This window comes from Streptomyces sp. NPDC001848, from assembly GCF_042891915.1.
Lineage (GTDB): Bacteria > Actinomycetota > Actinomycetes > Streptomycetales > Streptomycetaceae > Streptomyces.
This window is the reverse complement of record NZ_JBIATP010000004.1, coordinates 196,952-218,079: the sequence shown is the minus strand read 5'-3', so window position 1 is coordinate 218,079 and position 21,128 is coordinate 196,952. Positions and strand designations below refer to the sequence as shown.

15 protein-coding genes are annotated in these 21,128 nt (G+C 72.8%); 12 read left to right on the top strand and 3 right to left on the bottom strand.

Annotated features, from left to right (window positions below; all coding sequences use genetic code 11):
- The first annotated feature begins 28 nt into the window (after positions 1-28).
- The 6 genes from ACFYZJ_RS09950 (at position 29) to ACFYZJ_RS09925 (ending at position 6,366) form a co-directional block, all read left to right on the top strand.
- Positions 29-706, top strand: a complete 678-nt coding sequence (locus tag ACFYZJ_RS09950; RefSeq protein ID WP_388565007.1) for a hypothetical protein — start codon at positions 29-31, stop codon at positions 704-706.
- Between the two features lie 155 nt (positions 707-861).
- A complete protein-coding gene (locus ACFYZJ_RS09945) occupies positions 862-1,110 on the top strand; it encodes a ferredoxin (protein WP_388565004.1) in 249 nt (82 codons plus the stop codon).
- Positions 1,100-2,494 carry an NAD(P)/FAD-dependent oxidoreductase gene (locus tag ACFYZJ_RS09940; protein WP_388565001.1) on the top strand — a complete coding sequence of 465 codons (1,395 nt, stop codon included), beginning with the start codon at positions 1,100-1,102 and terminating at the stop codon, positions 2,492-2,494. The genes ACFYZJ_RS09945 and ACFYZJ_RS09940 overlap by 11 nt, the downstream gene beginning before the upstream one ends.
- 56 nt (positions 2,495-2,550) lie before the next feature.
- Positions 2,551-3,792: a cytochrome P450 gene (locus ACFYZJ_RS09935; RefSeq protein WP_388564998.1), complete on the top strand. Its 1,242-nt coding sequence runs from the start codon at positions 2,551-2,553 to the stop codon at positions 3,790-3,792.
- 72 nt (positions 3,793-3,864) lie between these two features.
- Positions 3,865-4,950, top strand: coding sequence for a YihY/virulence factor BrkB family protein (locus ACFYZJ_RS09930; protein WP_388564996.1), 1,086 nt, complete (start codon positions 3,865-3,867; stop codon positions 4,948-4,950).
- A 210-nt stretch (positions 4,951-5,160) separates the two neighbouring features.
- Positions 5,161-6,366 (top strand): hypothetical protein, encoded by a 1,206-nt coding sequence (locus tag ACFYZJ_RS09925; protein WP_388564994.1) that lies wholly within the window; start codon positions 5,161-5,163, stop codon positions 6,364-6,366.
- A gap of 62 nt (positions 6,367-6,428) precedes the next feature.
- Here the strand turns inward: ACFYZJ_RS09925 and ACFYZJ_RS09920 are convergent, their stop codons facing one another.
- A complete protein-coding gene (locus ACFYZJ_RS09920; RefSeq protein ID WP_388564991.1) occupies positions 6,429-6,908 on the bottom strand; it encodes an SRPBCC family protein in 480 nt (159 codons plus the stop codon).
- Between the two features lie 179 nt (positions 6,909-7,087).
- Here ACFYZJ_RS09920 and ACFYZJ_RS09915 point away from each other — a divergent pair, with 179 nt between their 5' ends.
- Both ACFYZJ_RS09915 and ACFYZJ_RS09910 read left to right on the top strand, forming a co-directional pair.
- Positions 7,088-8,272 (top strand): PP2C family protein-serine/threonine phosphatase, encoded by a 1,185-nt coding sequence (locus ACFYZJ_RS09915; RefSeq protein ID WP_388564988.1) that lies wholly within the window; start codon positions 7,088-7,090, stop codon positions 8,270-8,272.
- 176 nt (positions 8,273-8,448) lie between these two features.
- Complete coding sequence (locus tag ACFYZJ_RS09910) at positions 8,449-10,113, top strand: alkaline phosphatase family protein (RefSeq protein ID WP_388564985.1); 1,665 nt, start codon at positions 8,449-8,451, stop codon at positions 10,111-10,113.
- 388 nt (positions 10,114-10,501) lie between these two features.
- Here ACFYZJ_RS09910 and ACFYZJ_RS09905 read toward each other — a convergent pair whose 3' ends face one another.
- Entirely contained in the window at positions 10,502-10,885 is a 384-nt protein-coding gene (locus ACFYZJ_RS09905) for a hypothetical protein (protein ID WP_388564983.1), read from the bottom strand.
- Between the two features lie 186 nt (positions 10,886-11,071).
- Between ACFYZJ_RS09905 and ACFYZJ_RS09900 the strand changes: the two genes are divergently transcribed.
- Together ACFYZJ_RS09900 and ACFYZJ_RS09895 are read left to right on the top strand one after the other, a co-directional pair.
- A complete protein-coding gene (locus ACFYZJ_RS09900) occupies positions 11,072-15,475 on the top strand; it encodes an HAD-IC family P-type ATPase (RefSeq protein ID WP_388564981.1) in 4,404 nt (1,467 codons plus the stop codon).
- Between the two features lie 333 nt (positions 15,476-15,808).
- The gene (locus ACFYZJ_RS09895) at positions 15,809-17,290 is read left to right on the top strand and encodes a C40 family peptidase (protein ID WP_388564978.1); all 1,482 of its coding nucleotides are present in this window, start codon (positions 15,809-15,811) and stop codon (positions 17,288-17,290) included.
- Between the two features lie 18 nt (positions 17,291-17,308).
- Here ACFYZJ_RS09895 and ACFYZJ_RS09890 read toward each other — a convergent pair whose 3' ends face one another.
- A complete protein-coding gene (locus tag ACFYZJ_RS09890) occupies positions 17,309-18,349 on the bottom strand; it encodes an NAD-dependent epimerase/dehydratase family protein (RefSeq protein WP_388565572.1) in 1,041 nt (346 codons plus the stop codon).
- Positions 18,350-18,489: 140 nt separating this feature from the next.
- On the opposite strand from ACFYZJ_RS09890, the gene ACFYZJ_RS09885 reads away from it, so the two are divergent.
- Positions 18,490-19,632, top strand: a complete 1,143-nt coding sequence (locus ACFYZJ_RS09885) for a PP2C family protein-serine/threonine phosphatase (protein ID WP_388564976.1) — start codon at positions 18,490-18,492, stop codon at positions 19,630-19,632.
- A 60-nt stretch (positions 19,633-19,692) separates the two neighbouring features.
- Entirely contained in the window at positions 19,693-21,057 is a 1,365-nt protein-coding gene (locus ACFYZJ_RS09880; protein ID WP_388564973.1) for an FAD-dependent oxidoreductase, read from the top strand.
- Positions 21,058-21,128 lie beyond the last annotated feature (71 nt).

Genomic DNA, 21,128 nt, shown 5'->3' with positions numbered 1-21,128 from the left:
CAGGGGCACCGGAAGGAGTGAGCCGCGTATGACCGAGACCCGGACGGCACAGCAGGCGTTGCAGACCCCACGGGCCGCCGGGCTGGCCGGAGTCGTGTTCGCGCTGCTGCTCGCGGCGGCCATGGTGCTGATCCGGCTGTCGATCCCCCAGGGCGCGGAGTCGGTCGGCGTACGGGGGCTCACGGACCCCACGCGACGCAGCGCAGTGAAGGCGGCGCTCGCGCTGGTGCCGTTGGCCGGTATCTGCTTCCTGTGGTTCATGGGGGCGCTGCGGGCCCGTATGGGTGAGGCCGAGGACCAGTTCCTCGCCACCGTGTTCCTCGGCAGCGGGCTGGTCTTCGTGGCGACGCTGTTCGGGGTGGCCGCGGCAGCCGCGGGCGTGCTGGCCACCACGGAAGCACCCGGTGGCACTCCGGGCCTGCCCGCCTGGAATTTCGGCCGCCACTTCGCGTACACGCTGCTGACCGAGTACGCGACGCGGATGGCGGCGGTCTTCACCTGCTCCACGTCGGTCATCTGCCATCGCCTGAGACTCCTGCCGCGGTGGCTCAGCCTGCTGGGTTTCCTCACCTTCCTGACACTGCTGTTCGTCTCGGCCGATGTGCCCTGGGTGGAGCTGGTGTTCCCGGGGTGGTCGCTCCTCGTCGGCGCCTTCGTCTTCGCTGCGGGCGGCACTCCCCGGCCAGGCACCGCCGCGGCGTCGTAGCGGGGCGCCGGCCGGTCACTCCTTCGGCGCGCCCCGGCGGGCGCGGCACCGCCCGGTCCGGCGATGCTGGCGTGGGGGAGCTGACCGCCGTCCGACGGTTCCGCCGCGCAGCAGCGGCACCCCGCGGACCTGGCCGCCGAAGGGGCGGAGGGCTCATGAGGCTTGTCGTCGATCTCAACAGGTGCCAGGGATACGCGCAGTGCGCGTTCCTCGCACCCGATGTCTTCGCCCTGCACGGCGAGGAGTCGCTGGTCTACAATCCCCAGGCCGAGGAGGGGCAGCGGGAGCAGTTGGCGCGCGCCGTGGCGGCCTGCCCGGTGCAGGCCATCCTGGCCGACGGGCTGGACGATGTGGGCGAGGAGCCCGCCGAGGCCTCCGGACAGGAGACGTCCCATGCCCGCTGAGGACTTCCTCCAATGGCTCAGGCGCGAGGGCCGGATCGTCATCGTGGGCGCCTCGCTGGCGGGGCTGCGGGCCGCCGAGACGCTGCGCGCGGAGGGTTTCGCCGGTTCGCTCACCATGATCGGTGACGAGCCGTACGAGCCGTACGACCGGCCGCCGCTGTCCAAGGCGGTCCTGCTCGGCAAGGCGTCACCGCACCGGACCGACCTGCCCCGGCGCCTGGAGATCGACGCCAAGTGGCGCCTGGGTGTCGCGGCGACCGGCCTCGACATGACGGCCAAACGAGTACGGCTGGCCGACGGGGACGAGGTGGAGTACGACCGGCTGCTGATCGCCACCGGTGTGCGCGCCCGGCCCTGGCCGAAGGAGTCGGAGGCCCAGCTGGACGGTGTCTTCGTGCTGCGCACGCGTGACGACGCGGCCGCCCTGCTGCGGAGGCTGCAGGCCTCCCCGCGCCGGGTGTTCGTCATCGGCGCCGGATTCACCGGTTCGGAGATCGCCTCCGCCTGCCGGGCCCAGGGCGTCGCGGTGACCCTCGCGGAGCGCGGGGGCGCACCGCTGGTGGGTGCCCTCGGCGGGGTGATCGGCGCGGTGGCCGCGGAGCTGCAGCGGGAGAACGGTGTGGACCTGCGGACCGGCGTCATGGTGACCGCGCTGGAGGGCGATTCGATGGGTCGGGTGCGGGCCGCCCATCTGTCCGACGGCAGCGTCGTCGAGACGGACGTCGTGGTCGTCTGCCTCGGCGCGACCCGCAACACCGAGTGGCTGGAGGGCTCCGGGCTCGGTGCGGGACCCCGGGGCATCGCCTGCGACGCGGGCTGCCGGGCCTTCGACTTCAGGGGCATCGTGACCGACGACGTCTACGTCGCCGGCGATGTGGCCCGCTCTCCGCATCCGCTGTTCGGCTATCAGTTCCTGTCGCTGGAGCACTGGGGCAACGCCGTCGCGCAGGCCGAGGTGGCCGCCCACAACATGATCTGCCACGGTGCCGACCGGCGTCCACACCTGTGGGTGCCGGCCTTCTGGTCGTCGCAGTTCGGTGTGAACATCAAGTCGGTTGGTGTCCCGTCCATGGGCGAGCAGATCATGATCGCTCAAGGGTCGCTGGCCGAGCGCCGGTTCGTCGGGGTGTACGGCTACCAGGGCCGGGTCGTCGCCGCGGTGAGCTTCGACAACACGCGGTGGCTCCAGTTCTACGAGCGGCTGATCGAGACGGCCACGCCGTTCCCGCTGGAGTTCCCGACGGTCGACCGCCGTCCCGAGGGCCGCCAGCCGGTGCCCGCCGACTTCCCCGACCCGTCCCTGCCGACGCACGGCCCGACCGTGACGCTCAGCGGTTACTCGCCGAGCGACCGCCGTCTGGTGTTCACCCCGGCCCGCCACTGACCGCCCCGGTCCCCGCGCCTCCCCGCCTTGACGGACTTCACGCCCTAGGACCACTCATGACGCACGCCTCGCTCCTGCACCGGATCACCGATTACGCCAACCGCGCGAACCCCTACCCGCTGTACGAGGAGCTCCGGAGGACTCCGGTGCTGCACGAGGAGGACGGCGGTCCGTACCTCGTCGGTTCGTACTGGGACATCCTGAGTCTGCTGCATGATCCGCGGATCAGCTCCGACGCGGGCAACCTCGCCGCCGCGGGAGCCGACGAAGCGGTCGGGGCGGAGGAGACGGGACTGCCGCCGAGCTTCATCCGCCTCGACCCTCCGGAGCACGACCGGCTGCGCCGGATCGCCAACCGGTCCTTCGGACCGCCGCACTGCCCCCGCCGGATCGACGCGATGCGCGGTGAACTCGCGCAGATCGTCACCGAGTTGATCGACGGCTTCGGGGACGCGCGGCAGATCGACCTGGTGGACCAGTTCGCGTACCCCTTCCCGGTGACCGTCATCTGCAGGCTGCTCGGGGTGCCGCGCGAGGACGAACCGCGCTTCCGCGCCTGGGTCGAACCGATCGTCGCCAGTCTGGATCCGCAGACGCAGACGGGTGAGAACGAGGCCGAACGCCTGCAGTCCACCCGGGAGGCGCGGGTGCAACTGGGCCTGTATCTGGCCGAACTGGTCGAGCGGCGGAGGAGGGAACCCCGGAACGACATGCTGTCCGAGCTGGTGACGAGCCACGGCCCGGACGGCCCGATGACGACGATGGAGGTGCTCAGCACGTCGGTGCTGCTGCTGATCGCGGGCCATGAGACGACGGTCAACCTGATCACCAACGGTATGCTCACCCTGCTGCGGTATCCGGAGTTCCTGGGCAAACTGCGCGACGATCCCGGCGTGGCCGTCAACGTCGTGGAGGAACTGCTGCGTTACGAACCTCCGGTGCAGCTCGTGCCGCAGCGGACCTGTATCGCGGACATCGAGGTGCGCGGGGTCACGATTCCGAAGGGTTCGAGGATCTGGCTCGTCCTCGCCGCGGGCAACCGGGATCCGGAGCGGTTCAAGGACCCCGACCGGTTCGATCCGTACCGGGGTGACATCCAGCACCTCGGCTTCGGCAGCGGCATCCACTCCTGTTTCGGTGCCCCGCTGGCCCGGCTTGAGGCGCAGATCGCGCTGTCCGAACTCGCCCGCAGGCTCGACGGTCCCCGTCTGCTCGAGGACCCGCCTCCGTACCGGCGGAACGCGGTGCTGCGCGGGCCGCGCCATCTGACCGTCGGCTTCGACGCTCTGCGTACCTAGTGCCGCGGCAGGCAACGTCCAGCCGACCACGCCGGTGGAGTGGCCCGGCGCGGCCGGGTTACCCGCCGACCCATGACTCGGTTGCTGAAACGGGAAGGCAAGGATCACCGGGCGCGCCATGGCGACCGGCCGGAGGCGGCGGACCGTCGCGGGGAGCCCGGCGCGGACTCCACGGCCGCGCGGCCCGGGCCGGACCACGAGGTGGAGCGCAGGGCCCCGGACGCGCCGACCGAGTTGCCCCGGCGCTCGTGGTGGGCGGTCTTCAGGGGCACGCTGCGCGAGTTCGGGAACGACGAACTGACCGACCGGGCCGCGGCCCTGACCTACTACGGGGTGCTGTCGCTGTTCCCGGCCCTGCTGGTGCTGGTGTCCCTGCTGGACGTCGCGGGGCGGTCGGCGACCGGCAGGGTGCTGGCCAACCTCAGGCAGTTCGCTCCGGGCGCGGCCCGGGACATCATCACCAGGGCTGTGGCGCAGTTGCAGGGGCACAGCGGCACCGGGTCCGTGATGGCGTTCGCGGGCCTGGCGCTGGCGGTGTGGTCGGCGTCGGGTTACATCGGCGCCTTCATCCGCACCGCCAACGCCGTCTATGACATCCCCGAGGGCCGGCCGCTGTGGAAGGTCCTGCCGCTGCGGCTGGTGGTCACCGTCGCGCTCATGGTGCTGGCCCTGGCGAGCGCGCTGATCGTGGTGTTCACCGGCGGGCTCGCGCACCAGGTGGGCACGGCACTGGGGATCGGGCACACCGCGCTCACGGTGTGGTCGATCGCCAAGTGGCCCGTCCTCGTCGCCCTGGTGACGATCATGCTGGCGATCCTGTACTGGGCCACGCCGAACGCGAAGGTCCACGGCTTCCGGTGGATCACACCGGGCAGCGTCCTCGCGCTCGTGCTGTGGATGGGCGCGTCCGGTGCGTTCGCGTTCTACGTCTCCGCCTTCTCCTCGTACAACAAGACCTACGGCACCATGGCGGGCGTCATCGTCTTCCTGGTGTGGTTGTGGATGGGCAATCTGGCGATCCTGCTGGGCCTGGAGTTCGACGCGGAGACCGCGCGGCAGCGGGCGATCGCCGGCGGTCTTCCCCCCGACCAGGAGCCGTACACCGAGCCACGTGACACCCGGGCGTGGGACGACGAGGACCGGCGCCGCACGGTCTGACGGGCGGATGGACGAACGACCGACGCCCACCGCTACCCTTCCAGGCGTCCCGCGCCACCGCTGCGGTGGGCATGTGGTCAGCCTGGCTGTCGTACGGTCGCGAGCGGATATCGGGACGGAGCGAACCCCCGGACCGGTTCGATCATCTTCCTTGGGGGACCATGGGGGGTCGCGGTCGTTTGCGGGGGACAGGAGCCGAAAGGAAGGCGCGTGCCGGTCATCAGTCAGCGGGTGCACTTGGTGCTGCTCGCCGCCTGGACAATCCTCTGGTTCGCCGTCGTGGAGCGGCACGGCGGATTCTCCTGGCACTATGTGCAGGAGGGCGGGAAGCTCCTGTATCAGGGCGCCGGCCGCGACGACGGCGGTCTCAACCTGTACGCGCACCACCCCGAACTCCAGATGGGTCCGCTCAGCTTCCTGGTGGCGGGTCTGTTCAACCCGTTCCCCGACGACGTCGGACAGTTCCTGGCCGCCGCCCTGATGTCCGTGCTCGGCCTGGTGATCCTGGTCCTGGCCGGACGCAGCGCCGCCTGGTACTTCCTGGGCACCGGGACCAACCACCAGCGGCTGCGGCAGCGTGTGCTGATCGCGGGCCTGGCCTTCACCCCCATGTGGATCGAGGTGGCCGTCCGCTTCGGACACCTCGACGACGTCCTGGCGCTGTTCTTCACCGCCCTGGCCGTACGCTCGGTCACCCTCGGCAACGCGGCAGGGACCGGCGTCTTCATGGCGCTGGCCATGGACTCCAAACCGACGGCGCTGGCCTTCCTGCCGCTGCTGCTCGCGCTGCCGAGACACCAGTGGCTGCGGGCCGGTCTGTGGTGCGCGGGCCTGGTCGCGGTCGTCTGGCTGCCGTTCTTCATCGGCTCCCCGCACACGATGGCGGCGGCGCACTTCACCATCCCCAACCAGCCGGCGTCCGCGTTGCGCTGGCTCGGCGTCGGCGATCCCCAGACACCACCCTGGGACCGCCCGGCGCAGGCCGTGGTGGGTCTGACACTCGGCTGCATCGCCGTCTGGCGCGGCCGCTGGGCCGCGGTCGTCCTGCTCGGTGCCAACGCGCGGATCGTGCTGGATCCCAGCGTCTACACGTACTACACGGCGTCCGTGCTGCTGGGCACGCTGCTGTGGGACGTGATCGGCCAGCGGCGCCTCGTCCCGTGGTGGAGTTGGATCGCGCTGCTCACGCTCTACGGCAGTGTGTTCGTGGTGCCCGACGACTCGGCCCGCGGTCTGATCCGTCTGGGCTTCGTGGCCGTCTCCACCGCGTACGTCCTGTTCTGGCCGGTACGCGACCGCGGCGACCGGCGCTCCCGCGGCCGGGGCGGCCGGAGCCGGGCGCGACGGTCGGCCACGCCCCCGGCGCAGCGGAGGCGGGACGCGACCCGCGGCGAGCCTGAGGCGACACTCGGCTGACCGGCACGTGCAGCGCCCCGGCCGCCCGGAAGGCGGCCGGGGCGCTGTGCGGTTGGACGGTGTCAGCTGGACGGGCCACCGACGTCACCGGGCTGGATGCGCCCGCGCCAGGCGCCGGACTCGCCGCCACGCTGCTCGATGAACTCCTTGAAGCGGCGCATGTCTCCCTTGACGCGCCGGTCGATCACTCCCAGCATGTCCGCCGTCTTCTCCGCGGCTCCACCGGGCTCGACGTCCATCACGAGTTCCACCCGGGTATGGGTGTCGTCCAGGCGCTGGAAGCGGACCGAGCCCTTCTGCTGGGTTTCGCCACTGGTGGTACGCCAGGTGATCCGCTCGTCGGGGAGCTGGTCGACGATCTCGGTGTCGAACTCCCGCCGCACTCCCCCGATCTTGGTGGTCCAGTGGTTGTGGCGGTCGTCGAGCTGCGTGACCTCCTCGACGCCCTCCATGAAGTTCGGGAACTCCTCGAACTGCGTCCACTGGTTGTAGGCCGTGCGAACCGGAACGTCGACTTCCACCGTTTCCTTGACCGTGCTCATCTGCGCCTCCTTCTCGCTGATCGACCGCGGCGGGGCGTCGTCCCGCCGCATGGATCTCGGCACAATGCGGCGGGTACCCAAGGTCCGTCCGTTTAGAGCTGTGGGAGGACATCGGGACGCCGGGCGAGATGAGCGGCACACGGTGGCCGCCCGACCGGCGGCGAGGCAGGGTGGAAGGCATGGGTCCCCGCCCGGGCCTCGCCGGCCTGCGGCAGCGGTGGCACTCGAGCCACGCACTGCTGTCGCTGCCGATCGCGCTCATCGTGGTGATCACGGTGGTGGACATCCGCTCCCCCACGAACATCCACCTGGGCCCCGCACTGGTCATCGCCCCCGCGCTCACCCTGTCGTTCGCCGGCCCCCGGCTGACCGGCCTCGTCGGGGCGCTGGCGGTGATGGGTCAGTTCCTCATCGCCGTTCTCCACGGCGGGCTGACCACCGCCAACCACATCGTGCAGCTGGTCACCCTGGCCGTGCTGTCCGCGCTGACCGTCGTCTACGGCGCGTTCCGGGAGCGGCGGCGCGCCCAGCTGGCCCAGGTCAGATCCGTGGCCGAGGCGGCGCAGCACGTCCTGCTGTGGCCGCTGCCGGAGCGGATCGGCCCCCTTAGGGTCGCCTGCCTGTACCTGGCCGCCGAGGACGAGGCACAGATCGGCGGCGACCTGTACGCGGCGACCCGCACCGACGCCTCGGTGCGCGTCCTGATCGGCGATGTGCGCGGCAAGGGCCTGTCCGCGATCGGCGAGGCCGCCCTGTTGCTCGGCGCCTTCCGGGAGGCCGCGCACCGGCAGCCTTCACTGCCGGAGCTGGCCGCCTCCCTCGAACAGAGCGTGACGCGGTACCTCGCGGACTTCGAACCGCCCGAGGAGGCCGGGGAACGGTTCGCCACCGCCCTGCTGGTGGAGATCCCCGACACGGATCCGATGACGCGGATGACCAGCTGCGGGCACCCTCCGCCGCTGCTGCTCAGCCCCGGGCATGTCGTCACCGTGCCGAGCCTGCACCCCGCGCCCCCGATGGGGACCGACGGATGGGAGCCCGCGGACTACACGCTGGACGTCTTCTCCTTCGAGCCCGGCGACACCCTCCTGCTGTACACCGACGGCGTGATCGAGGCGCGGGACGCCCAGAAGCGGTTCTATCCGCTGGCGGAACGCGTCGCCCAGTGGACGCAGACCAGCCCCGAGACGCTGCTGCACCACGTCCGGCGCGACCTCCTCGCCCATGCCGGCGGACGCCTCGACGACGACGCCGCTCTCATCGCCCTGCAGCGTGCCCCGGTTGCCCATCGGGGCCACCGGCAGGGGCGGATCTTGCATGCCGACGGCTTCCGTCACCGCCCGGGAGAGCGCACCGACGGGTGAGGGGATCGCGCGTCGCGGGCCCCGCCCGGCAGCCGCCCTTCGCCGCTTTGCGCGCAGCGATGCGTTTCTTGGGCAGGACGCGGTACGGAAGTCCCTTGCCGTACATGTTCTCCCCCTCCGATATCGGTGCACGGTTCGCAGCCTTCCCCGTGCTCCGTACGGCTCGAGGAGAACCCTTGTTCAGACGTCCTGCCCGTCCCGTCACCGCGGTCGCCGCCGCGCTCGCCGCCGTCGGCGCGCTCACCGCCACGGCCACCGCGCCCGCCTCGGCGCACGCCCCCGCCGCCCGTGGGGGCGCCGCGGCCCGGCATGTCCTGCTGCTGTCGGTCGACGGCCTGCACCAGTCCGACCTGGCCTGGTACGTCGCCCACCACCCCGACTCGGCGCTCGCACGGCTCGCCACGGGCGGTGTGGAGTACACCCACGCGAGGACCACCATCCCCTCCGACTCCTTCCCCGGCATGATCGGCCAGGTCACGGGCGGGAATCCGGGCACCACCGGCGTCTACTACGACGACACCTACAGCAACGCCCTGCTTCCGGCCGGGACCACCAGCTGCACGGGCGTCAAACCCGGCGCCGAGGTCGACCTCACCGAGGACCTGGACCGGAACAAGGACTCCTTGGATGCCGGACAGGGGCTCGCCGGGCTGCCCGGCAGCATCCTGACCATGACCGGTGACGCCCGCTCCCTGATCGGCCCCTCGAAGCTGCCGGTCGACCCGAAGACGTGCAAGCCCGTCGAGCCGCACAGCTACCTGAAGGTGAACACGGTTTTCGAGGTGGCCCGCAAGGCGGGGCTGCGGACCGCCTGGTCCGACAAGCACGTGGCGTACGAGATCCTGAACGGGCCCTCCGGCACCGGCGTCCAGGACCTGTTCGCCCCCGAGATCAACAGCACGGCGACCGGCTATCCGGCGGGCGACGACTGGACGAAGGACAATGCCGCGACCGAGCAGTACGACGGCTACAAGGTGCGGGCCGTCCTCAACGAGATCGACGGCTACGACCACAGCCGCAGGCACAAGGTGGGCACCCCGGCGGTCTTCGGCATGAACTTCCAGTCCGTGTCCACCGCGCAGAAGCTCCCCAGCTCCGACGGCCTGACGGGTGGTTATCTGGCGAAGGGGGTGCCCGGACCGCTCCTGGAGAAGAATCTCGCCTTCGTCGACAAGGAGGTCGGGGCGTTCCTCGCGGAACTGGGCAAGCGGCATCTGGACGGCAGTACGACAGTCGTCCTGTCGGCCAAGCACGGGCAGTCGCCGACCGACCCGAAGGCGCTGACCCGGATCGACGACGGCCCGCTCCTCGACGGCCTGAACGCCGCGTGGAAGGCCGCGCATCCGGGCGCCGGCGACCTGGTCGCGCACGCCGTGGACGACGACGCGATGCTCCTGTGGCTCACCGACCGGTCCGAGGCCGCGACCGACTTCGCCAAGGCGTACCTGCTCGCCCAGTCCGGGACCGGCAACGGGATCGACGGAAAGGCCAGGCCCTTCACCGCGAGCGGGCTGAAGACGCTGTACGCCGGCGCGGCGGCCGCCCGCTACTTCCACGTCCGGCCGGGCGACGCGCGCGTTCCGGACCTGTTCGGCATCACGCGGTACGGCGTCGTGTACACCGGCGGCAAGGGCAAGATCGCCGAGCATGGGGGCGTCCACGCCGACGACCTGGACGTCCCGCTCGTCGTCTCCGGCGCCGGCGCCCCGCGCGGTGTGCGGGTCGGCGGCTCGGTGGAGACCACGCAGATCGCGCCGACGATCCTGCGGCTGCTCGGGCTGGACCCCGAGGCCCTGGACGCGGTGCGTGCCGAACGCACCCGGGTACTGCCGACGCTCTGACCTGGGCCGGGTGGGGTCGCGGTCTCCGCGACCCCACCCGGGGGCGTTTTCCTCCTGTTCACCCAAACGCCATCAGAAGTGCGCCCGTACGGCACCCGTCGCCCGGGAAAGGCCTGCATTGTCGGATATCGGACACCCCGCATCCGAGCACAGAAAGTCGACCGACATGGGCCAGATTCTTGTAGCCGTGGCGACGAAGATCGGCGCCGCGCTCGCCGAGGCGCTCATCCTGCGCCTTGTGTGGCAGCTGTGGACCGCGTACGCACGACACCAGCGCACGGCCGCCGCACCGGCCGCCGCCTGACACACCACGGCCGCCACGGCCCGCCGCCGCACACGCCGACGCCCGGCAGCGGTCCCGCCGCCGGGCTCCGTGGGCCGGGTCGTCTCAGGCCGTCCTCCTCGCCGAGGCGCCGCTCCCGCCGTTGTGCCCGGCCGCCGTCTCGGCGCCCCGTTCCCGCGTCCTGCTGCTGCGTACCAGCCAGGTGGCTCCGCCGACGGCCAGTGCCACCGGCCATTCCAGAGCCCCCGCGACCGCCATCGCGGTCAGCCCGCCGTAGAACACGAGGTCCTTGCCGGACGGCACCCCGGGCATCCGAGACGTCGCCTCCCTGGCGGTGCTGGTCAGGTCGTCCCTCGTGATGTACGGAATCCTCAGCGAGGGGTGCACCGTACGCGTGTGAAGGTGCAGGCCGCCGCCCTCGTGCGCATGGGTTTCCGCCGGCTGCTTCCGGGTCGCTTCACGCGGTGTCGCTGCCGCTGTTCTGGCCATCCCCCTGCCCTCCTCTCACGGAGTCGGTGTGGTGTGCCACTTCAATTCTCGCGCGGTCTTCCCCGCGTGCGCTCTGCGACCTCATGGAAAACTTAGATTCATCTCCATTTCGGTTGAAATTAGCGATTTGTGGCTACTCGCGCTATTCGGAGTGGCTGTCAGGCCGCAGGGAGCGGGTGATGCGCTGTGGCACTGCCGGGACGGCGACTGCTGCGGTCCGCCGTGTCCTCCGCCACCGCTGCGCTGTGGGACGGCACACGCAAACGGGTACGCCGGTTCGAAGGGCGTCTCCACATCGCCGTACGCGGCCTGAGCCACGGTGAGCTGCCGCATGCCTCGGCGGCCGGGCTGGCCGAGGCGGTGGAGCGGCGGCTCACCGGGCTGCCGGGGGTGACCTGGGCCGTGGCCAACACCGTGCTGGGGCACGCCGTGGTCGGCACCGACGACTCCTTCGACACCGAGGAACTGGTGTCGGCCCTCATCGAGGCGGTCGAGGAGGTCGAGGAGGCCCACGGACTCGAGCAGCCGCTGCCCGACCATCCGGCCTCCGGCCGGACGACCCGCCGAGCGGCGCTGGCCGTGGCCGTGCAGGTGGCGGCCGCCCCGCTGGCCGCCGCCACGGGCCTGGCCCGCCGGGCGCCGATCCCCTCGTCGGTCACGGCGCTCGTCCCGCTCGTCGACGTACAGCCGAGACTTCGGGCGATGGTCGACCGGGCGATCGGCACCGACAACGCCAATCTGCTGCTGGCCCTGCTGGCGGCGGTCGGCCATGCCGGCTCCGGAGGCGTGGTCGGAGTCGTCGTGGACACCGTGCGGCACACTCTGCGGTTGCTGGAGGCGAACGCCGAAGCCGCCGCCTGGGTCGCGGCCGAGCCCAGGCTGGCGGGCACTCCCGACGCCGGGTCACATGGCCCGGTGCCCGACCCGCCGCCCCGAAGGACGCCGCTGGGGCCGGGGCCGGTCGAGCGCTACGCCGACCAGGCCGCCCTGGTGGCGGCGGCGTCGTTCGCCGGGTCGCTCCTGGTCACCCGGCGCCCGGCCAGGGCCGCCGGCGGTGCGCTGGCGGCGATCCCCAAGGCACCGCTGCTGGCCCGCGAAGGCTTCGCCTGCGCCCTCGGCCGGGGCCTGGCCCGCAGGGGCGTCCTGGTGGCGGACCCCGGCGCCCTGCGCCGGATGGACCGTGTCGGCACCGTGCTCCTCGACACCGGCGTCCTGGCCACCGGGTCCCATGTACTGGCCGACCTGGTGCCCCTGGACGTCGAGGCGCCCGTGGGCGACCTCGCCGCGCGGGCCCACCGGCTCTTCGACGGCTCCGCGCCCGAGAAGCTGTCCCAGGACGGCGAATGGGCCCTGGGCCCGGTCGAGCAGCTGTCCCTGCACGGGCGCGCCGGGACGCGGGAGCGGGAGCGGCTGCACCGCGAGGGGGCGCGGCTCGTGCTGGGGCTGGCGCGCGGGCGGCGGCTGCTCGCCGTGATCAGCGCGGTGCCCCGGATGCACGACGCCGCCGGCGCCTTCGTCCCCGCCGCGCACGCCGCGAGGCTGCGCGTCGTGGCCGCCGGGGCACACACCGCCGACCCGGCCGTGCGGGAGGCCGACGCGGTGCGCGAGGCGGACGAACGCCTGGTGGACTGTGTGCGGGACCTCCAGCGGGACGGCGCGGGGGTGCTGCTGATCTCCCGGGACCGGGCGGCGTTGAGCGCGGCGGATGTCGGGGTCGGTGTCGCCGGCGCGGACGGGGCGCCGCCCTGGGGCGCGCATCTGTACGTGGACGCCGATCCGGCGGCGGCCGTCGTCATCGTGCGGGCCTGCCGGGGTGCCCGCGACAGTGCGCGCCGCGGGGTCCGGATCGCCGAGGCGGCGGCCGCGGTGGGCGCAACGGCGGCGCTGGCCGGCCGGTCGGGGCGGCCGGCGGCGCGCGGAGTGACGGCGTTCAACGCGGCGGGTGCCCTCGCCACCGGTACCGGGGTCTGGTCGGCCGTACGGCTGCTGCGGCGTCCCCTGCCGGTGACCGCCGCCTCCCGCGGCCCGTGGCACGCGATGGACCCGGCAACCGTGCTCGCCCGGACCGGGAGCGCGGAGGCCGGTCTGACGGACGAGGAGGCGCAGGCGCGCGGCACGGCACCCGGCGAGCGGGTGCCCACGTCGTCGCCGGCGCGGGCGTACCTGACCGAGATGGCCAACCCGCTCACGCCCGTCCTCGGTGCCGGGGCGGCCATGTCGGCGTCGGTGGGCGCCGTCCTCGACGCCGTCGTCATCGTGGCGGTCACCGCCGTGTCGGGGCTCGTCGGGGGGTTCCAGCGCTACCGGACCGACCGGGCGGTGGCCCGGCTGCGCCGCGAGTCGGGCGTGATGGCCCGGGTGCTGCGGGACGGGCGGGAGACCACCGTGCCCGCCCAGCAGCTGGTCGTGGGCGATGTGGTCGTGCTCAGCGCCGGCGATGTCGTCCCCGCGGACGCGCGTCTGTTGGAGGCGCACCATCTGGAGACCGACGAGTCGGCACTCACCGGTGAGTCGCTTCCGGTGGCCAAGACCGTCGCGCCCGTGCTGGCTTCGGCCATCGCGGAGCGTTCGTCCATGGTCTACGAGGGCACCACCGTCGCGGCCGGCCGGTGCCGCGCGGTCGTGGTCGCGACGGGCACGGCGACCGAGGCGAGCCGGGCCGCGGTGTTGGGCCGGGGCGCGGCCGCGCCCGCCGTCGGGGTGGAACGCCGGCTGGCCCGGATCACCCGCGGCACGCTGCCCGTGGCCCTCGGCTCGGCCGCCGCGGTGATGGTGGCCGGGACCCTGCGCGGGCGCTCGACGCGGGAGACGGTGGGCGCGGGCGTGGGGCTGGCCGTGGCCAGTGTCCCGGAGGGGTTGCCGTTCCTGGTGTCCGCGGCCCAACTCGCCTCCGCCCGCAGGCTTTCCACGCGGGGCGCCCTGGTGAGGGATCCCCGTACGATCGAGGCGGCGGGCCGCACCGACGTCCTGTGCTTCGACAAGACCGGAACCCTCACCTACGGACGGATCTCACTCGTCGCCGTCGCGGCGGACGGCGAGAGCCGGCCCCTGGAATCGCTCGGCGACGAGCAACGGGCCGTCCTCGCCGCGGCGTTGCGGGCCACTCCACACCCGCACGGCGGCGCGGGGTTCGAGCACGCCACCGACGGGGCCGTCACGGCCGGCGCGGAGGATGTGGGGGTGCGCCGGACGACGGACGCCCCGGGCTGGCGGCGGCTGTCCAGCCTGCCGTTCGAGCCGAGCCGTGGCTTCCACGCCACGGTGGGCCGATCGGGCGAACACCGGATCCTGTCCGTGAAGGGCGCGCCGGAGGAGGTCGTCGAGCGCTGCGCCACCCGTGGCGGCCGGCCGCTGGCCGAGGGCGGCCGTGTGGATGTGCTCGCCACCGGCGAGAAGCTGGCGGCCGAGGGCCATCGCATCCTCGCGGTCGCCGAGGTGCGGGAGGCGGCCGACGAGGAGCTCACGGACGAGACGGTGCGGGGGCTGGATTTCGTCGGGTTCCTCGCCTTCGCCGACCGGGTGCGCGGCACCGCCGCCGAGGCGGTACGTCACCTGGTGGACGCCGGGGTGCACATTGTGATGATCACCGGGGATCACCCGGGCACGGCCGGCGCCATGGCCGCCGAACTGGGCGTCCTGGACGGCAGGCGGGTGGTGACCGGCACGGAACTCGACGACCTGGACGACCGGGCGCTCGACGCGCTGCTGCCGGACGTCGGGGTCGTCGCGCGGGGTACCCCCGTGCACAAGGTGCGCGTGGTGCAGGCGTTCCAGCGGCTGGGACGCACCGTCGCGATGACGGGGGACGGCGCGAACGACGCGCCCGCGATCCGGCTCGCGGACGTCGGCATCGCGTTCGGGACGCGCGCCACGCCGGCGGCGCGTGCGGCGGCCGACCTGGTGGTCACGGACGACCGGCTGGAGACGGTGCTCGCCGCGCTGGTGGAGGGCCGCGCCATGTGGGCGTCCGTGCGGCAGGCGCTGGCGATCCTGGTCGGCGGCAACCTGGGCGAGATCGCCTTCACCCTCCTCGGTGCCGCCGCCACCGGCACCTCGCCCCTGACGGCCCGTCAACTGCTGCTGGTGAACCTGTTCACCGACCTCGCCCCGGCCATGGCGGTCGCCCTGCGCCCGCCGCGCCCCGAGGCCGCCGAGCGGATGCTGCACGAGGGACCGGAGGTCTCCCTGGGCACGGCCCTGACCGAGGAGACCGTGTGCCGGGCCGTCGCCACGGCTCTCGGCGCCACGGCCGCCTGGATCGTCGCCCGGTACACCGGCCGCGCCGCGCGCGCCCGTACGGTCGCCCTGGTCGCACTGGTGGGCACCCAGCTCGGGCAGACGCTGCTGGCCGGCGGCCGGAGCCGGGCGATCGTCGGCTCCTCCCTCGGCTCGCTGGCGGCGCTGGCGGCGGTGGTGCAGACGCCGGTGCTCAGCCAGTTCTTCGGCTGCACGCCCCTCGGCCCGCTCGCCTGGGGCATCGCGCTGTCCACCGCGGCGGCGGCGACGGTGAGTTCGCCGTTCCTGCCGCCGCTGATCGGCCGGATCCGGGCCGTGGTTCCCCTGCCGCAGCGGGCCGTCGCCGGGACGTGAACGGCAGCCGAGGACAGGGCGTAGACGGTAGCCGACCGAACACCTTCCGGAGCGTCAAAACACCTTGTTCAACGACAAGATGAAAATCACACCGACGTATCGGGCATTTCGCGGCTCAATCTTCACGCGAGGCACACAAGTTGGCTAGGTTGTCCGACAGGCCGCACGACTCCCTCCGGCGAACCTCGCCGGGTCGCACGGCCTCCGCCGAGGGCACGGGCCGCAGGGCACGCCTTCCGGAGCCTCCAGCCCGAACCCTCCCGCAGAGCCCGAACGGCCGGCGGGCGCCCCATGGCCGACCCGGCAGGCGGAGCACGGAAGGAGTACGTCCCCATGGCGCAGCGCGACTCCGAGGGGCCGAGCCGCGACGAGGTCCAGCAGCGGATCCGGAGCCTGTACGACCGGGCCGAGACCGCCACCGGGAACTTCAACGCGACCCGCGCGATGTCCACGGGGAGCCGCAGGCGCACCGACCCCGTCCTCGGCAGGCAGCGCAGGCGCAGCGATCCCGCGCTCGACGACGTCGCCCGGGAGTGGTTCGACGCGGCGCGCGCCAAGCTGGGCCCGACCGTTCCGGCGGTGCTGCCCGCGGACAGAATGCCGGAGCGGGCGACCGGGGACCGGTCCGTGATCCCGGCGAGGCGGCCGGGGAACGAACTGCCCGAACTCGAGCGGGCGATCCGGGACCGGACGGTCCGGGAGCTGACCGCCGGACCGGATTCCGGGTCGGACCGGGCGGTCCGGGAGCTGACCGCCGGGCGGGCCGCCGGACCCGTGGCGGAGCTGACGGCCCCTGGTCCCCTGGCCATGCCTCCTGCCGCGCCGGCCGCGCCGCAGGAGGCGCCGCGGGCGCTGCCGGGGACTCCCGCCGAGCCGGGGCGGTCCACGCCGACCACCGCCAAGGAGCGGAACCGGCGCAAGCTCGCCGCGGCCCGCGAGATGCTGGACCGGCATGCGGCGCGGCAGGGCCCGGCGGGCGGCATCGCCGCGGCCCTGCCGGGCATGTCACCGGCCACGGATCCCGCCCTCGCCGCCGTCCCTTCTGCCGTGGCCGCGGCATCCCTCGCGCCTGCCCCGGACGCCTGGACCGGGTTGGCCACATCGGCGCCGGCCGCCACCGCGCCCGACCCGGCCGCCTCCACCACGTTGGCCATGCCGGCGCCCCCGGCGATCGAGCTCGGCGCATCCGCCCCAGCGGCATTCGCCATGTCGGCACCGCCGGCCACCGCGCCCGTCCCGAGCACCTCGACCACGTACGCCGCACCGGCCGCCCTCACGGCAGCCGGCCCGTTCGTCACGGCAGCGCCCCCGGCCACTGCGCCCGTCCCGAACGCCTCGGTGCCGCTCGCCGCTCCCGCCCCGCTCCCCGCCACCGCCCCCCTCGACACCCCGGCGCCCGTCGTCCCCGCTCCTGCGGTCACCGACGCCTTCGTCGGCGTGCCGGGCACGGGATACGGCACCAAGGCCACGAAGGCGCTCGCCTTCGCCCGGGCGCAGATCGGCAAGCCCTGCGTGTGGGGGGCGAGCGGGCCCGACTCCTACGACGCCTCCGGCCTGACCCAGGCCGCGTGGAAGGCCGCCGGGGTCGTGCTGCCCCGCTCGGCGCCCGATCAGGCGGCCATGGGCACACCGGTCTCCCTCGTCGGCCTCCAGCCGGGGGACCTCGTCTTCTTCCAGGAGGGCGCCGGCCATGTGGGCATCTGCACCGGCAACGGCATGATGATCCACGCACCGGGCGCGGGAGCGTACATCCGCGAGGAGTCCATCCACTACGCCGGCCCGGCGGCGATCCACGGGGCGGTACGGCCCGCCTGACGTCAGGGCGCCGCCACCTCAGCGTGCCCGGCGTTGCCGTCGCCAGGTCTCGTAGTGGTCCAGCAGCGTCTCCTCGATCGGGCGGTAGGTGATGCCCAGTTCGCGCACGCTCCTGCTGTTGTCCACGCGGAAGCGGATGCCGAGGTGCTTGCGGATGTAGTCCTGGGTCAGGCCGAAGGCCGGCCCCAGGACGCGCACCGGCCAGTGCGGGAGCGCGGTGCGGGGCAGGCGCGGGTCGCGGGGGTACCGGGTGCGGATGATGCGGGACATCTGGTGGAAGGACGTCATCGTCTCTGCGGCGACGATGTACCGGCCCTTCGCCGCGGGGTGCTCCGCTGCGGCGATGTGCGCGTCGGCCACGTCGCGGACGTCGGCCGTGGTGAAGCTGAAGTCGGGGGCGCCGTAGAAGAAGTAGCCCTTGAAGAGTTCGTCGAGCAGGAACAGGCTGCCGGATTCCGAGGCGGGGGTCAGGGACGGGCCGAGGATCAGGCCGGGGTGGACGGACACCATGCGCCAGCGGCTCTGGGCCGCCTCCGCCGCCCAGGCCTCGCGTTCGGCGAGCGTCTTCGCGTAGTGGTACGGGTTGTTCTCCACGGTGCTGGTCGTGTTGACGTACTTCTCGGACAGTGTCCGGTCGTCCATGGCCAGTACGTCGATGTAGTCGCCGAAGATCGCACCCACGGTGGACGTGAGGACCAGCCGCTCGACGGTCGGTGTCCGCTCCACGCTCGCCAGCAGTTTGCGGGTGCCCTGCACGGCCGGTTCGACCATGTCCCTGCGGCCGTCCCTGATCTTCTCCGGCATGCGGAACGGCGAGGCGACGTGGAAGACCACACGGCAGCCGCTCATCGCCTCGTCGAAGGAGCCCTGGCGAAGCAGATCCGCCTCGAACAGGGTCAGCCGGCCGGGGAACTCCTGCTGGAGCCTGCGCAGCGGCAGCACCTTGGCCGAGTGCGCGGCGCTGCGTACCGTGGCGTGCACCTGGTGGTCCCGCTCCAGCAGCCGTCGTACCAGATGGCTTCCGACGAATCCGCTGCCGCCGGTCACCACGGCGGTCATCGCCCCGTCCGCGCTCACGCTGTCACCTCTCGACGCCTGCCCTGACGCATCGGACGGCGGAACGATACGCGCGGCCCGGCACATCCACGAGACCCTGCGCCGACGTGCGGGGGGCCGCTCGCCGTAGGAGCGTTAGGGGTGTGCGAAGCGTGCGGGCCGGGCCGGGGCGCCGGGAGGCGGACGGGCGGAGCTGGCTGCGCGGGGCGCCGCCCCCGCGGTGGGTGCGGGTGCTGCCGCCGGTGCTGCTGGTGTTCGTGTGCGTCGCCACGCTCGCCTACCCCCGCCCCCTGGACATCGGCTTCCTGCTCGGCGCCATTCCGCCGCTCGCCGTGCTGTCCTACGGGCCGCTCACGACCGCGGTGCTCGGCTTCCTGGTCATCGCCCTGCAGCACATCCGGGTCTTCCACCTGGACCACCCCGGCAACACCGACCTGCTCACCATCAGCTTCGTGGCACTGCTGAGCGTGTTCGTGTCGTACGTGCGCAGCCGCCGGGACGCCCAGCTCGACCTCGAACGCACGGTCGCCGAGGCCGCCCAGCGCGCGGTCGCGCCCCCGCTGCCGCCGCGGGTCGGGCCGGTCCGCTGCACCGGGCTGTACCGGGCGGCGCAGCGCGGGACGATCGTCGGCGGCGACTTCTACGACGTGCGACCGGGCCGCGCGGGGGTACGGGCGGTGATGGGCGACGTGCAGGGCCACGGGCTGTCGGCCGTCGCCACGGTCGCCGCACTGCTCGGCGCGTTCCGGGAGGCCGTGCTGGACCAGCCCGACCTGCCGTCGGTCGCCGCGTGCCTGGACCGCAGGCTCCTGGTGGACTCGGGGGACGTGCGGCTCGGGGAGCTGTTCGCGACCGTGGTGCTGCTGGAGTTCACCCCCGACGCCCGTACGGTGCGGATCATCGTCTGCGGCAGTCCGGCGCCCCTTCTGCTGCAGGACGGCAAGGCCACGGAGGTGCGGGTCACCCCGGGAACCCCGCTCGGGCTCGGCCTGCCCCAGGGCGGCGGGTACGACGAGATCACCTGTCCGCTCCAGCGCGGGGACCGGCTGTTCCTGGCCTCTGACGGCATCTGGGAGGCCAGGGACTCCGCCGGCGCGTTCTATCCGCTGACGGACCGGCTGCCCCGCCTCGCCGACGACGATCCGGTGGTCACGACCGAGCGGGTGTGGGCCGATCTCGTGGCCCACTGCGGCAGTGTTCGCGACGATGTGACGATGCTCCTGCTGACCCCCGACCCCATAAAAGCGCCTTATGACGTCATAGAGCAGACCCGCGTACCAGGTTAGGATTGCCTTAGTTTAGGGTTCCCGACGAGCCGTTCGTCCCCGCTCGAAGGGAACCTGATCATGCCCCGCCCCCTGCGGGCAGCCATCGTCGGAGCCGGTCCCGCCGGCATCTACGCCGCCGATGCCCTGCTGAAGTCCGAGGTGGCCGCCGAACCCGGTGTGTCCATCGACCTCTTCGAGCGGATGCCGGCCCCGTTCGGTCTCATCCGGTACGGCGTCGCCCCCGACCACCCGCGCATCAAGGGCATCGTCACGGCTCTGCACCAGGTGCTCGACAAGCCGCAGATCCGCCTGTTCGGCAATGTCGCGTACCCGTCCGACATCAGCCTGGACGACCTGCGCGCCTTCTACGACGCCGTGATCTTCTCCACCGGCGCCATGGCCGACCGGCCCCTGGACATACCCGGCATCGACCTCGACGGCTCCTACGGAGCAGCTGACTTCGTCTCCTGGTACGACGGGCACCCGGACGTGCCGCGGACCTGGCCGCTGACGGCACAGAAGGTCGCCGTGCTCGGAGTCGGCAACGTCGCACTGGACGTGGCCCGGGTCCTGGCCAAGACGGCGGACGAGCTGCTGCCCACCGAGATCCCGCCGAACGTGTACGACGGACTGAAGGCCAACCCGGCCCGGGAGATCCACGTCTTCGGCCGCCGTGGCCCGGCCCAGGCCAAGTTCAGCCCCATGGAGCTGCGGGAACTGGACCACTCCCCCTCCATCGAGGTCATCGTCGACCCCGAGGACATCGACTACGACGAGGGCTCGATCGCGACCCGGCGCGGCAACAAGCAGGCCGACATGGTCGCCAAGACGCTGGAGAACTGGGCCATCCGCGACGTCGGCGACCGGCCGCACAAGCTGTTCCTGCACTTCTTCGAGTCCCCGGTCGAGATCCTCGGCGAGGACAGCAGGGTGGCCGGCCTGCGCACCGAGCGCACCGCCCTGGACGGCACCGGGAACGTGAAGGGCACGGGCACGTTCCGGGACTGGGACGTCACCGCCGTCTACCGCGCCGTGGGGTACCTGTCCGACCCCCTGCCCAAGCTGCCGTGGGACGTCGAGTCCGGCACGGTGCCGGACGAGGGCGGACGGGTCATCGAGGACGGCGGCACCCATCTGCAGTCCACGTACGTGACCGGCTGGATCCGCCGCGGGCCCGTGGGCCTCATCGGCCACACCAAGGGTGACGCCAACGAGACGGTGGCCCACCTGCTGGACGACCATGTGAACGGGCGTCTCCACACGCCGGTTTCGCCCGCACCCGAGGCCGTGGACGCGTTCCTCGCCGAGCGGAACGTCCGTTTCACCACCTGGCAGGGCTGGTACCGCCTGGATGCCGCGGAGAAGGCGCTCGGCGCACCTCAGGGCCGGGAACGCGTCAAGATCGTCGAGCGGGAGGACATGCTCCGCGAGAGCGGCGCGTAGCGGGACACGTCGACGGCGGAAGCGGCCCGGCATCCGGCCGGAGCAGTCCCGCGCGACAGGCGGGCGCGCTC

Bases quoted from the DNA above. Each gene is read 5' to 3' on its own strand.
- ACFYZJ_RS09950 (WP_388565007.1), top strand. From the start codon at position 29: ATGACCGAGACCCGGACGGCACAGCAGGCGTTGCAGACCCCACGGGCC.
- ACFYZJ_RS09945 (WP_388565004.1), top strand. From the start codon at position 862: ATGAGGCTTGTCGTCGATCTCAACAGGTGCCAGGGATACGCGCAGTGC.
- ACFYZJ_RS09940 (WP_388565001.1), top strand. From the start codon at position 1,100: ATGCCCGCTGAGGACTTCCTCCAATGGCTCAGGCGCGAGGGCCGGATC.
- ACFYZJ_RS09935 (WP_388564998.1), top strand. From the start codon at position 2,551: ATGACGCACGCCTCGCTCCTGCACCGGATCACCGATTACGCCAACCGC.
- ACFYZJ_RS09930 (WP_388564996.1), top strand. From the start codon at position 3,865: ATGACTCGGTTGCTGAAACGGGAAGGCAAGGATCACCGGGCGCGCCAT.
- ACFYZJ_RS09920 (WP_388564991.1), bottom strand. From the start codon at position 6,908: ATGAGCACGGTCAAGGAAACGGTGGAAGTCGACGTTCCGGTTCGCACG.
- ACFYZJ_RS09915 (WP_388564988.1), top strand. From the start codon at position 7,088: ATGGGTCCCCGCCCGGGCCTCGCCGGCCTGCGGCAGCGGTGGCACTCG.
- ACFYZJ_RS09905 (WP_388564983.1), bottom strand. From the start codon at position 10,885: ATGGCCAGAACAGCGGCAGCGACACCGCGTGAAGCGACCCGGAAGCAG.
- ACFYZJ_RS09895 (WP_388564978.1), top strand. From the start codon at position 15,809: ATGGCGCAGCGCGACTCCGAGGGGCCGAGCCGCGACGAGGTCCAGCAG.
- ACFYZJ_RS09890 (WP_388565572.1), bottom strand. From the start codon at position 18,349: ATGACCGCCGTGGTGACCGGCGGCAGCGGATTCGTCGGAAGCCATCTG.
- ACFYZJ_RS09880 (WP_388564973.1), top strand. From the start codon at position 19,693: ATGCCCCGCCCCCTGCGGGCAGCCATCGTCGGAGCCGGTCCCGCCGGC.